General features: G+C 40.1%; 13 protein-coding genes. All 13 read left to right on the forward strand.

Annotated features, from left to right (window positions below; genetic code table 11):
- Positions 1-52: 52 nt before the first annotated feature.
- The 13 genes from HNQ46_RS10930 to HNQ46_RS10990 all read left to right on the forward strand — a co-directional run bounded on the left by HNQ46_RS10930 (position 53) and on the right by HNQ46_RS10990 (position 13,303).
- On the forward strand, positions 53-997 hold the full coding sequence (locus HNQ46_RS10930) for a MurR/RpiR family transcriptional regulator (RefSeq protein ID WP_330604604.1): 945 nt from the start codon (positions 53-55) through the stop codon (positions 995-997).
- A 39-nt stretch (positions 998-1,036) separates the two neighbouring features.
- Positions 1,037-2,032: a dihydroxyacetone kinase subunit DhaK gene (locus HNQ46_RS10935; protein WP_183684715.1), complete on the forward strand. Its 996-nt coding sequence runs from the start codon at positions 1,037-1,039 to the stop codon at positions 2,030-2,032.
- Between the two features lie 77 nt (positions 2,033-2,109).
- Positions 2,110-2,754 (forward strand): dihydroxyacetone kinase subunit DhaL, encoded by a 645-nt coding sequence (gene dhaL, locus HNQ46_RS10940; protein WP_183684716.1) that lies wholly within the window; start codon positions 2,110-2,112, stop codon positions 2,752-2,754.
- Positions 2,751-3,686: a 1-phosphofructokinase gene (pfkB, locus tag HNQ46_RS10945; RefSeq protein ID WP_183684717.1), complete on the forward strand. Its 936-nt coding sequence runs from the start codon at positions 2,751-2,753 to the stop codon at positions 3,684-3,686. Before dhaL ends, pfkB begins: the two co-directional genes overlap by 4 nt.
- 13 nt (positions 3,687-3,699) lie before the next feature.
- Positions 3,700-4,554 carry a class II fructose-1,6-bisphosphate aldolase gene (gene fba, locus HNQ46_RS10950; RefSeq protein ID WP_183684718.1) on the forward strand — a complete coding sequence of 285 codons (855 nt, stop codon included), beginning with the start codon at positions 3,700-3,702 and terminating at the stop codon, positions 4,552-4,554.
- 147 nt (positions 4,555-4,701) lie between these two features.
- Positions 4,702-5,703 carry a substrate-binding domain-containing protein gene (locus tag HNQ46_RS10955; protein ID WP_183684719.1) on the forward strand — a complete coding sequence of 334 codons (1,002 nt, stop codon included), beginning with the start codon at positions 4,702-4,704 and terminating at the stop codon, positions 5,701-5,703.
- Between the two features lie 68 nt (positions 5,704-5,771).
- Positions 5,772-7,289 carry a sugar ABC transporter ATP-binding protein gene (locus HNQ46_RS10960; RefSeq protein WP_183684720.1) on the forward strand — a complete coding sequence of 506 codons (1,518 nt, stop codon included), beginning with the start codon at positions 5,772-5,774 and terminating at the stop codon, positions 7,287-7,289.
- Positions 7,282-8,241, forward strand: coding sequence for an ABC transporter permease (locus HNQ46_RS10965; protein WP_183684721.1), 960 nt, complete (start codon positions 7,282-7,284; stop codon positions 8,239-8,241). The genes HNQ46_RS10960 and HNQ46_RS10965 overlap by 8 nt, the downstream gene beginning before the upstream one ends.
- Before the next feature lie 183 nt (positions 8,242-8,424).
- The gene (locus HNQ46_RS10970) at positions 8,425-9,786 is read left to right on the forward strand and encodes a cation:proton antiporter (RefSeq protein ID WP_330604605.1); all 1,362 of its coding nucleotides are present in this window, start codon (positions 8,425-8,427) and stop codon (positions 9,784-9,786) included.
- A 67-nt stretch (positions 9,787-9,853) separates the two neighbouring features.
- Entirely contained in the window at positions 9,854-10,309 is a 456-nt protein-coding gene (locus tag HNQ46_RS10975; RefSeq protein WP_183684722.1) for a hypothetical protein, read from the forward strand.
- Between the two features lie 32 nt (positions 10,310-10,341).
- Positions 10,342-11,067: an MgtC/SapB family protein gene (locus tag HNQ46_RS10980; RefSeq protein WP_183684723.1), complete on the forward strand. Its 726-nt coding sequence runs from the start codon at positions 10,342-10,344 to the stop codon at positions 11,065-11,067.
- Between the two features lie 81 nt (positions 11,068-11,148).
- Complete coding sequence (locus HNQ46_RS10985) at positions 11,149-12,528, forward strand: ATP-binding protein (protein WP_183684724.1); 1,380 nt, start codon at positions 11,149-11,151, stop codon at positions 12,526-12,528.
- A 124-nt stretch (positions 12,529-12,652) separates the two neighbouring features.
- Positions 12,653-13,303 carry a GntR family transcriptional regulator gene (locus HNQ46_RS10990; RefSeq protein WP_183684725.1) on the forward strand — a complete coding sequence of 217 codons (651 nt, stop codon included), beginning with the start codon at positions 12,653-12,655 and terminating at the stop codon, positions 13,301-13,303.
- Positions 13,304-13,388: the final 85 nt, after the last annotated feature.

Genomic DNA, 13,388 nt, shown 5'->3' on the forward strand with positions numbered 1-13,388 from the left:
CTGAAAAATATATGTAAGATTGACATTCTTTGTGGAGTGGAATAAAGTTACTGTGAAACAAAAAATTAGTACATTACAGATATATGAAACAAAAGTACATACGAAAGGAAGTGAGCGCTTCGTGCAACAATCTGTTATTCCGGAGATTAAATCATTATATCCTCAGATGAATGAAGCAATGCAAAAAATAGCAGATTATCTCATTGATACAGAAGATAAGAAGTGTGTGGAGAGAGCTAGTGAATTAGCTCGTAGGAGTGGAGTCAGTACAGCTTCTGTCAGTAGATTTGTAAAAATGATGGGGTACAAAGAATTCCGTGACTTTCGTCTAAAGATTGTGATGGAAAAGCAAGAGGAGAATCGGCAGGAAGAAAATGAACTAAATTATAACGGTGAGCCTATTACTGGAGATGCTCATTCTATCTGTAAAACTATTTTTTCAAAAAGTGTTAGAGAACTTGAGGAGACTTGGGGGATACTGGACTTTGATACTATGCAGACAGTGGCAGATTTGATACATGAGGCAAGAAGAATTGTGGTCATCGGCGTGGGTCGATCAAAAGTCACTATGGAGGCACTGTACTCTAGGCTTTATCGCATTGGATACCCGATTATGATGTTTAGTGATGCCCACGAGATTGTAAATATTACATCCATTATGGAAAAAAAAGATATTTTGATATGCGTGAGTAATTTTGGGCAGAGTAAATCAGTGGTTGAGGGAGCAAGAAGAGCGAAAAAAAGAGGTATTCAAGTGGTGGGAATCAGTAGTATTAAAGAGTCTCCACTAGCTAAAATTTCGGATTACACCTTATTTAGTGCATATGATTATAATAATGCGCAGGATGGGAACCTATTTGATCCGTCCAGTGAAAATTTGGCACAGCTTGTTATTGTGGATTGTCTTTATATGCTCATTGCTCATAAGAATAAAAGAAAAAATATCACTTACTTTAAGACATTTTCGAATGAGATTCATACAGAGCATATTAAATAATTAATGAAATGTTTAGAGGAAAAAGAGTAGGAGGAAAAAATGAATCGTTTACATAATACGCTGGAAAAAGCGGTAGAAGAAATGATTGATGGATATGTAGAAACCTACCCCAATCTTTTTGAACGGATAGAAGGACAAAAAGTTCTATTGTATAAAGATAGAAAGAATGGTGTATCTATTTTAATTGGAGCAGGGGCAGGTAATGAGCCTTGGCCGATTGGATATGTGGGAAAAGGACTGGCTGATGCTTGCGTTTTAGGGGATATTTTTACTGCACCGGCAGCAGGCAGTATTCTTAAAACGATTCGTGCGCTTTCACATGATGAAGGAGTACTGTGCATTGCAACAAATCATGCAGGGGATGTTCTAAATTTTGAGTTGGTAAGTGAGCTTGCAGAGTTGGAGGGAATTAAGACACGACAGATTTATGTTTCGGATGATGTGGATTCATCAGAAGAAAGAGAGGAGAGAAGGGGTATTGCCGGTGTTACATTGGTATTAAAAATACTCTCTGCGGCCAGAAATGCGGGACTTAGTTTAGAAGAACTAGTGTCTTTGGGAGAGAGAATAAATGATAATCTTTCCACGGCAAGTGTAACCACTTCTCCGGCTTTTGTTTTCGAAAATGGAAAACAAGCTTATGATTTACCGGATGGTTTTGTAGAATACGGTATGGGATTTAACGGAGAATTAGGAAAAGAAAGAACAAATTTGCCAAGTGCGGATTCTTTAATAGAGAAGCTCATTGAACCTTTACTGATTGATTTACAGCTAAAAGAAGGAGATGAGATCGCTGTTTTTCTAAATGTATTTCAGGCAACAACTACCTTGGAAGAATGCATCCTCTTATATAGTCTCCAGAATGCTTTGAAGAGGAAGAAAATAAAAGTATTTGATACCTTTGTTCAATCACTCTTTCCCACACAAGGAGCAGGGGGACTCTCTCTTAGCTTTTTGAAAATGCAAGAGGAATATAGAGGATTTTATAAAAAAGAAGCGTATTCGCCGTTGTTTTACAAAAGAGAAATGGAATAAACTTGGTGAGTATCATATACAGAGTACAGGGTGTTCAAACTTAATGTAGAAGAAAAGATTTAGAAGGTGAAGACAGTATGAAGGAAGTTAGTGCTGATCAAGTAAAAAGAATGATGGAGAGAGTTGCTCAGAAAGTGGTGGAGTCAGAGCCGTACCTTACAGAGATTGACTTGAAAATAGGTGATGGAGACCATGGAACAGGTATGAAAAGAGGCTTTTTGGCTGTTCAGAAAATGTTGCTTGATTTGAAAGTTGATTCCTGTGAAGGGGTTTTTCGAGCAGTGGGTACTTGCCTTTTAGACACTATGGGCGGAGCTTCAGGCGTTTTATTTGGAACGGTTTTTATATCGGGAATTGTAAAAAGAGAGGAACGAAACAGTTTCAAATTAAGTGATTTTGCAGAGATTTTTTCTATTTCTTTAACTTCACTAAAAAAGAGAGGGAAAGCTAAAGTAGGAGATAAGACCATGGTGGATGCTTTGGAGCCGGCAGTTCTTGCTCTGGAAGAGGGCGCAAAGGAAGGATTGGATCTTATAGAGGGTTTTCAAAGAGCTGCTTTAGCTGCAGAAAAAGGGATGGAGTACACGAAAACGATAAAAGCACGTTTTGGAAGAGCAAAGTATTTTGGAGATAAGGCCATCGGGCTGCAGGATGCAGGAGCTACTTCAGTGTACATTATTTTCCAAGCTATGTCGGATTTTTTAAAGGGGGAGAAAAATTGATTCTTACAGTTAGTTTAAACCCTTGTATTGATAGAACAATAGAGATTGAGAAGTTCCTTTATGGAGGAACAAATAAGGTTTTGAAAACAAGGGAAGATATTTCGGGAAAAGGAATTAATGTCAGTATAGCGTTACAAAATCTTGGTGTTAGCAATATAGCGACCGGTTTTTCTTTTTCGGAAGATGAGGCCAGATTGAGACGCTTTTTTGAACGTATTCATTGTCCTTATCACTTTCACACAGTTCAAGGAAGTCTTCGTGTAAATGTAAAGATTTTCGACACAGAAAAGCGTGTAATGAGTGAGTTTAATGATAAGGGACAAGAAGTTACTGAAGCCGATGTGTCTGCTTTCTTCTCTTTGATGGAAAAAGAGTGGGAAGGGACGGATATCTTAGTTGTGGATGGCTCCGTACCACCAGGGGTTCCAAGGAGTATTTATAAGGAATTAATACTTTTAGCAAAGGAAAAAGGGATAAAAACAGTCTTAGATGCTACTGGAGATTTACTAGCTTTGGCATTAGAGGCACAGCCGTATTTTGTGAAACCGAATCGGGAAGAGTTGGAAGCTTTTTATGGAAAGGCATTTAAAGATACCAAAGAAATGATTAGCTTTGGCAAGAGCTTACTACAGAAAGGCATACATTATCTTTGTATTTCATTGGGAGAGGAGGGAGCTTTATTTCTCACAGCAGAAAAGTGCTATCAGGCAAAACCGGTAAAGATTCTTGTACAGGGAGTGCAGGGGGCCGGGGATTCCATGGTGGCAGGAGCTTGTTTGGCGATGAAGAAAGGCCTTTCGGATGAAGATATTTTTAGATATGCGGTAGCTTGTGCAACAGGATCTTTACTACATCCGGGTACTCAGTTGTGCGAAAAAGAAGATTTGGAAGCAATGTTACAAAAGGTTGAAATTATCAATTTAGAAGAATAGAAAGGGGAAAAATATGGCTTTGGTAAGTTCTAAGGAAATTTTGATGAAAGCGCAGCAAGAGGGCTATGCAGTCGGTGCTTTTAATGCGGAGAACATGGAGATGGTTCAGGCAATTGTAGCAGCGGCAGAGGAATTATCTTCTCCGGTAATTATTCAGACAACTCCGGGAAGCTTGCAATATGCAGATACAGATATGTTTTTTGGAATGGTAAACGCAGAAGCAAAAAAGGCGAAAGTGCCGGTGGCTTTACATCTGGATCATGGAAACAGTGCAGAGCTTTGTGCGAAAGCGATTCTATCCGGTTACACCTCTATCATGATTGATGGCTCTAAGCTGGCTTTTTCTGAAAATGTAGCTCTTACGAAGAAAGTGGTTGAGTTTGCACATGCTATGGGAGTGCCGGTTGAGGGAGAACTAGGAACGGTAGGAGGAAAAGAAGACACACATGAAGTAAAAGACAGTGAAAAGTCCTATACCGATCCTGAAGAAGCAAAGGAATTTGCAGAGCAAACAGGTGTGGATTTCCTTGCAGTTGGTATTGGAAATGCTCATGGATTTTATAAAGGAGTACCAAAGTTACGATTTGATATTTTGGAAAAAACCAAAAGTCTGGTAAGTATTCCTATTGTTCTACATGGTGCGTCAGGAATTCCTGATGAAGATGTAAAGAAATCAACAGGCCTTGGTATTTGCAAAGTGAACTTTGCAACCGAATTAAGAGATGCCTTTACCAAGGGGGTAAAAGAGTACCTTGAGAAGAATCCGGAAGTATTTGATCCAAAGAAATATAATGGAGCAGGTAGAGAAAAAGTTAAGGAACTTATTAAGCATAAGATGCATGTATTGAATAGTGTCCATAAGGCATAAAAACTTAGATAAGAATTTGGAATACGTGAAACAATGTTTTATTTTTCTCAATAATGGACAAATTTTAACTCGAATCAAAACGGGTAAGCAATCACGCAGACCTCGTTCTGAATATTTACTTACTTATCTTTAAAGGAGGAAAAAGTGATGAAAAAAGGTATTTCATTGGTACTCGCAGCTTTAATGGCTGTATCTCTTGTGGCTTGTGGAGGTGGCAGTGCTGCAAAGAGCACAACTGCTGCAGCATCAGAGCAAACAGAAAAACAGACAGAGAAAGCCGGAGAGACGGAGGCTAAGAAGGAAGAGACTAAAGGAGAAGCAAAGACCATCGGTGTAAGCTTACTGAACAGTACCCACGTGTTCTATAATAGTATCCAGACTGCTATGGAAGAGCAAGCAAAGGAATATGGATGGACTTTAGATGTACAAGATGCTGCAGGAGATGCAAATAAGCAGCTTGGTCAGGTACAGGATTTTATTACCAAGAAAGTAGATGCTATTGTTATTGCACCAACTAACTCTGCAGGATCCAAGTCTATGATTGAGCTTGCTGAAAAGGCTGGAATTCCGGTATTTACTATGGATATCGCTTCTGATGGAAAGCCGGTTACTCACGTTGCTACAGATAACAAGAAGGGTGGACAGCTTGCTGCTGAGTATGTGGTAAATAATATCCTTACCGAAAAAAAGGGTAATGCAGCAGTAATTACTTATTCTGAAATCGAAAGCTGTGTAGATAGAGAGACCGGATTTACAGATTATTTAAAGGAGAATGCTCCGGATATCAAAGTAGTTGATGTGCAGAACTATTCCGGTGACCAGCAGAAGGCTGCAGATGTAATGCAGAACATGCTTTTAAAGAATGATAATATCGATGTTGTTTTCTGTGTAGGAGATCCTGCAGCTATTGGTGCTCTTTCCTCTATCACAGCAGCCAATGCAGCAACCAAGATTATCGGTTATGACGGAAATCCAGAAGGTGTTGCAGAAATCAAGAAGGGTGGAAACTGGGTTGCAGATGTTGCACAGGACCCTGCAGGAATTGGTAAGACCACTCTTGAGGCTATTAAGAAGCATTTAGAGGGTGAGAAGGTAGATTCCGAGATTTTGATTGCGCCTTATATTATTGATGCAAAGAATGCAAAGTAATAAAAAGATAGGTTAAGAGGAAGGCGTCCCACTTTTTGGACGCCTTTTTCTATAATATGGAGCATATTATGATGGAAGAAAGAAAAGAGACTTTAGTAGAATTAAAGCATATTCATAAGGAATTTCCCGGCGTGAAAGTCTTAGAGGATATTTCTGTTGCTTTTTATCCTGGGGAAGTACATGTTCTTTTGGGAGAAAATGGTGCAGGAAAATCCACAATTATTAAAATCATTTCCGGTATTTATCAACCTGATAAAGGGGAAGTTTTGATAGAGGGACAGCCCGGGGCAAAAAATATTCGAGAAGCGCAGCAGAGAGGAATCAGCGTTATTCATCAAGAACTTAGCGTTATTGAGGATTTAAAAGTTTATGAAAATGTTTTTCTGGGAAGAGAAGAGAAAAAATCCGGATTTTTAAACAAAGAAAAAATGATTGCGGAATGTAAAAGGATTTTGGATGAAATGGATGTGGCGATTGATCCACGCTCACCGGTATATAAGCTTAGTAATGGAGAAAAGCAAATGGTAGAGATTGCCAGAGCTGTTTCTCAGAATAGTAAGTTAGTAATTATGGATGAGCCTACCAGTTCGCTTTCTGACCACGAGGTACAGTCTCTTTTTCGAGTTATACGTCAATTAAAGAAAGATAATGTTGCAGTAATTTATATTTCTCATCGTCTAAAGGAAATTCTGGAGATGGGAGATATGCTTACCGTACTTCGAGATGGTATGAAGATTGCTACAGTACCGGTTTCAACAGTAACTGAACAGAAGATGGTAGAAATGATGGTGGGAAGAGAAATTTCCCAATTTTATTACAAAGCCAAAGCTCCGGAAAATAAAGAATTGGTTTTGGAGGTGAAGAACCTATGCTCTAAAAATCATTTTAAAAATGTTTCATTTCAACTATATAAAGGAGAAGTTCTTGGGGTAGCCGGACTTATCGGTGCAGGAAGAACTGAATTAATGAGGGCGATTTTTGGAGCTGATTCCTATGATAGTGGAGAGGTATTTTTGTATGGAGAAAGTTTAAAGGGATTACAGCCTAAGGAAATTATTAAAAAAGGTATGGGATTAATTCCCGAAGATAGAAGAGGCCAGGGACTTTTACTGGAAAAGACAGTTCGGGAAAATACCAGTTTGGCATCTTTAAAAGAGAATAGTCATAGTGGTTTTATTGATTTTTCGTGGGAAAAGCGAGAAGCAATTTCCTACATAGACAAGTTACGGATTAAGACTCCTTCAGATTCAGCAATCATTAAAAATCTTTCAGGAGGAAATCAACAGAAGGTAGTAATAGCAAAGTGGCTTTTAGCAAAGTCTAAGATTCTTATTATGGATGAGCCTACCAGGGGAATAGACGTTAATGCTAAAGCGGAAATATATGAGCTTATGAAGAATTTTGTCGAGGAAGGTGGCAGCATTATCCTCGTTTCTTCAGAATTACCAGAGGTATTAGGATGTTCTAATCGCATTATGGTAATGCGAGAGGGATATGTAACCGGTTTTCTGGATAGTGCAGAAGCGACAGAAGAAAATGTCATGCTTTTTGCCAGCAAAGGAAATGAGGAGGTTGTTTATGAATAAGAAAAATGGTGGTATATCAAAAGTCCTAAAAGGAGAAAATACCATGCTCCTTTTTGCGGTAGCGCTGTTTGCAGTGTGTCTTCTTTTTGTCCCTCGATTTGCGACAGGGGGAAATATCAAGAATATCTTGATTCAGATTTCAATCAATGCACTTATTGCCTGTGGCATGACCTTTACTATACTTTCAGATGGTATTGACCTTTCTGTTGGTTCGGTAGCGGCTATAGCAGGGGTAGCAGGAGCGTCTTTAATCAAAACTATGCCAAATGCATCTGTTCCGATGTCCATTCTGATTATATTACTAACTTCCTTAGTAATAGGTACTGTGTGTGGTGCTCTTAATGGATTTTGTATTGCAAAGTTGAATGTTCCTCCCTTTATTGCAACTATGGCGATGATGAATGTAGCAAGAGGTTTAGCCTATGTTTTTACAGATGCAAAGCCGGTTTTTGGCTTGCCGGAAAGTTTTGGGTTTATCGGTTTAAGAGAACTTGGTATTATTCCTGTATCAGTTATTTTAATGGGTTTTATTATTTTTCTTAGTTATATTATTTTAACAAAGACTTGCTATGGAAGATATATTTATGCTGTAGGTAGTAATAAAGAGGTAGCTAAGCTGACAGGAATTAATGTAGATCAAGTCCGTTTTTCGGTCTATGTGATTTCCGGAATTCTTTCAGCATTAGCAGGGCTGGTGTTAGCCTCCAAGTTACAGAATGGACAGGCCACGGCAGCAGTAGGCTATGAGTTAAATGCCATTGCAGCAGTAGCAATGGGTGGTACTAGTATGTCCGGTGGACGAGGAGGAATTCCTCAGACAGTTATTGGTCTTATCGTTATCGGAATTATTAATAATGCGTTAAGTTTACTTGGGGTTTCGGCATATTGGCAGACGGTGGCAATGGGCGTTATTATTCTGATTGCAGTAGTCATTGATCAGGCTAGAAAATAAGAAAAAAATAGATTGCCTATATTGAAGAAGCTTGGGAAGCATTAAACTACCTCATTTACGGATGTTTAGTACTTCCCTTTTTCGTGTTGATTATTTACTATAGATTTAGAATATTTTCCAGGAAGGAGGACAATCCCATGGAAGGACAATCCATCATGCAAATATTTCAGGGGGGGCTCCTCTGTGTCCGGAGTGATTATCCCCATAGCTTTAATGCTATTTTCCGGCTTTGCCTTAACAAGAGTCACCAAGCGCCTGAAGCTTCCCAATGTAACCGCCTACATTTTGGCGGGAATCCTGATTGGACCCTATTGCTTGAATCTGGTGAATCCGGACATTATTGAAGGCACAAGTTTTATTGCGGATATTGCTCTAGCCTTTATTGCCTTTGGTACCGGAGAATTTTTTACCTTTTCTACGCTAAAGCAGAACGGGCTGAAGGTTTGTATCATTACCCTTTTTGAAGCGACTCTGGCTTCCCTCTTTGTTTTTGTGCTTTGTCTTTTTATTTTGAAATTGAATTTAAGTCTGTCCTTGGTTTTGGGAGCATTGGCAGCAACCACCGCCTCCGCTTCCACGATTATGACCATCCGGCAGTTTAATGCCAAGGGGGACTTTGTGAATACCCTTTTGCAGGTGGTGGCATTGGACAATGTCTTTGGCCTTGTGGCGTACAGCATGGCGATTTCCGTGGCGGTGGCGCTGCAATCCGGCTCCTTTAAGCTGAGCAGTATTCTTATGCCTATTGCTTTAAATCTGGCGGTACTTCTTCTGGGAGGACTTTTTGGGCTTTTTTTAAAACTTTTAATGCCGAAGCAGCGTTCTACGGACAACCGTTTGATTATTACCATTGCGGTGCTTTTCAGCTTTTGCGGCATCTGCGCCCTTTTGGATGTTTCTCCTCTTTTGGGCTGTATGTCCATGGGTATGATTTACATCAATATTACGGAAGACGACAAGATTTTCAAGCAATTAAATTACTTTAATCCTCCTATTTTACTTCTGTTTTTCGTGCGCTCCGGTATGAACTTTAAGCTGGATGTGCTCTTACATTCTGAGGGAATAGGGGAAAATGTTCCTTTGCTCTTGGTGGGAATCAGTTATTTCTTGGTACGTATTTTGGGAAAATATCTGGGGGCTATTCTGGGCCCAACTTTGGTGGGAGAAAAGAAGGAAGTTCGGAAATATTTAGGATTGGCATTGGTGCCTCAGGCAGGAGTAGCCATCGGTCTTTCCGCCTTGGGGGCAAGAATCCTGGGAGGAGAGTTGGGAAGAGCCTTGGAAACGGTAATTCCTGCCTCCAGCATTCTCTACGAACTTATAGGACCGGGGTGTGCTAAACTGGGACTCTATCTTTCCCATTCCTATGCGGTAAGTCTGGAGGATTTAACGGAATCCGTCACACTAGAACCGGAGAAGAAGAAAAATGAGGTGGAGCTTTTGATTGAGCGAATCCAGGCTATTCAGAAGGAACTTCCTTCTCATGCTAAGAGACTGGCGGAAGAGGAAGAAGCCTTTACCGAGGCGGCGGAGGAGCAGTATTAGCTTGAAGCTTCTACTTAAGGGGTTATATAAGATAAAAAATAGATAGTTCATTTACGTAGGAGGAAACATGGCGAAAGACTTAACTACTTGCCAAGTGGATAGACAAAATATATTGAATAATGAATTGGCTATTACGGAGTTACAAAAACAAACCGGAATACAAGGAGTTGTTTTTGAAGAACGTCTTAGGTTTACTAAGGCTATGGTGGCTACATATTTTGATGTTGATGAAAGAACAATAGAAAGGTATGTAAGTGACAATATTGATGAAATTTCCTCGAACGGATATGAGATTGTCAAAGGAGCCAGGCTGAAAGCATTTATAAAATGTATTGCTGAACAGGATGTTCCCGACATTAATGTCGGGAACATCAGTAGTCGAACTTCCCAGATTGCTTTATTTGATTTTAGAGCATTTTTAAATGTGGCAATGCTACTAGTTGAAAGTAAAAATGCAAAAGTACTTAGACAAATTATACTTGATATTTTCAATGCAATTTCGATTGTAGATGAGTTTTATTAGCATTGATTACAGAAGAACAGGAGGAAAAAGCCATGTCAGAATGGACACTACAGGAAGCTTTTCAAAGTCTTAGGATAGAGCATAATATCAGCCTTTCTTCCGCCTTGCTTAGAATCTTACTTGCGGTTCTTCTCTCTTCCATCATTGGCTGTGAGCGAGCCAACAAAAGGCATTCCGCAGGTCTTCGTACCTTTATTTTGGCTTCTTTATCCAGCTGTCTGGCCATGATTTTGGATCTGCTGTTTATGAACGAGGGAAATCTTCGTTTTCCTATGCTCTCCGCCTTTGCCATGATCAGTATTGCAAGCATCAGCCGAAAGGCGATTCTTTACAGCTCCCGAAATCAGGTGAAGGGATTAACCACTGCCATTGCCCTATGGTCCTGTATTCTCATCGGCCTCAGTGCAGGAGCGGGACTATACTTGATCAGTGTAGTAGCCTGCTTTATGCTTTATTGGATTCTGTCTTCTTTACCGGGTTTGGAAATGTATTTGAAAAATCGCTCTAACCACTTTGAAATTCATTTGGAGTTAAAGAGCAGGCAGTATTTACAGGACTTTGTAACGACTATCCGGAGACTGGGGCTTCGAATTGATGATATTGAGTTAAATACCGCCTACCACGGTTCCGGCCTTAGCGTGTATTCCGTGACCTTTACTATAGACAGCAAGGAGCTGAAGAAGTTCAAAACTCACAAGGAGATTATCGAAGCCCTGTCCACCATTGACTACATTTATCATATTGAGGAAATGCGGTAGTTTAATTCCTGGCCTTTACATCTTAGAACAGATATGATAATTTTTATTCGGACAAAACCGAATCGGAGGTGACCGAATAAAATGAAATTTATCGGAAGAGAGGAAGAAGTACGGAAAATCAAAGGCTTGTATCAGTCTCCCGGCATGGAAGTGCTTCTATTATACGGAAGAAGGCGTATTGGAAAAAGTGAGCTGATGAAACATTCCATGCAGTTCTTTGAGGGGAAGAGGATTTATTACGAGTGTAAACAGACTTCTGAAATGAACAATGTAGAAAGCCTGGCGACTTTACTTTCGGAAGAGTTTGGCTACCCGAAGATTTCCTTTTCCGGTCTGGAGGAAGTGCTGGATTTTCTTTTTAAAAGGGCAACGGAGGAGAATATTCTCTTGATTTTGGATGAATATTCTTATCTTAGCGATGTGCTGAAGGGCATGGACAGTGTTTTGCAGGCACTGATTGATAAATATCGAAACCGGAGTAAATTGAAATTGGCCTTGTGCGGTTCCTTTGTGGATACCATGCAGAAACTGATAGAAAAAGAGAATCCCTTATTTGGACGTTTTGATTTGGTTTTAAAGCTGAAGCCCATGGATTACTATGATTCGGCACAGTTTTATTCCCATTTTTCCGACGAGGATAAGGTGAGGCTTTATAGTGTTTTTGGCGGAATTCCCTATTATAATCGTTTGATTCGGGAAGACAGGTCCGTAAAGGAAAATATTATAGAGCTGATCGCATCCCCCGGTGCAAGACTGGAAAATGAGGTACTCATGTACCTTAAGTCGGAAATTGCGAAAATTGTGAATGCCAATGAAGTCTTTGAGGCTATGGCAAAGGGATTTTCCCGCTTTAACGATATCCTGTCTCAGTCCCATGTTTCCAGTGGCCCCAGCCTAGTGGATGTGTTGGACAAGCTGATTCGTATGGAGTTGGTGGAGAAGGCAGCGCCCATTAATGATGAAAATAACCGAAAGAAGTCCGGATATTATATCGGTGACCCCATGTCCTTGTTTTATTATCGATATATTTTCCGCTACAGCTCCCAGCTAAACGTGATGAATTCGGATATTTTCTATCAGCGATATATTCAGGAGGACTTTGAAAATGCCTATGTGCCGAAGCGTTTTGAGACAATAGGAAAACAATATTTGATTCGGCAGAATCGGGCAGGACTTATAGAGGAGCCCTTTGAGAAAATAGGCAGGTACTACTACGATATTCCGAAAGAACGACGAAACGGAGAGTTCGACATTGTCACCTACGATCCCAAGGGCTATATTTTTTATGAAGTAAAGTTTCAAGATAAGCCTCTTAGCAAGGCGGAAATAGAAAAGGAGATAGCGCAGGTAAAGGAATGCGGCCTGCAATGCTATCGTTACGGCTTCCTTTCCAAAAGCGGATTTGAAGCAATTTCTCGGGATGATTTGCTTTTGATTTCCTTAGAAAGTCTGTATGTATAGTTTTCTATGGCAAGTTTTAAGATAAAAAATCTTTTCTTCTCATCAGAGAAAATCACTTCGGAGGCTTTTTTAGCCTCCTTTTTTACGCTATACTAGGACAGTTCAAAGAAATGAAGGGAGAACTATGGAAAAAAGTCTGAAAGACCAAGTATATGAATCTATTCTGGAGGATATCTTCCAGGGCAATGTTTCTCCGGGAGATATTTTGAATGAAAAGGCACTACTGGAAAAATACCACTGTAGCAAGTCTCCGGTTCGAGAGGCGCTGATGGCACTTTGTGCGGACGGCATTTTAAAAAATATCCCCCGCTACGGCTATGAGGTGGTGCGCCTCAGTAAGGAAGATATCTACGATATGCTGGCTTTCCGCTTTGTCTTGGAGCGGGGAGTGCTTTTGGAGTGCGGAGCGGAGCTTAGGGAGGAAGACTTTCGGGACTTGGAGCAGATCAACAGTCAGTGCAGTGAAAATAATACGGACGCCATGACTCACTGGAAGCATAACATGGAATTTCACCTTCGTTTGATTGCCTGTGCCCACAATGACTATATTACGGAGCAGCTGGAAAAATGCATGACCAGACTGAAGCGAGCCTACTCCCAATACTATTGGAAAAAGGACAAGGAAATTCTTTTTTCCATGGATACGGAGCACCATGTGGACATTGTGTCGGCGCTACGAAATAAGGATGTGGAGAAGGCCATTCGCTATTTGGAGGAGGATATTCAGGACTTCGGAGAGTACTCCGCCTATCGTTTAAAGCTCCATTTTTCTTAAATCGATATCGGAAAGAAATTTGCGGTTTCTTTAACGAAAAGGAGATATATTGTAAAAATATTCATTTAAAGCATTTACCAAGCAA

The sequence above is a fragment of the Oribacterium sinus genome (genome assembly GCF_014202695.1).
Lineage (GTDB): Bacteria > Bacillota > Clostridia > Lachnospirales > Lachnospiraceae > Oribacterium > Oribacterium sinus.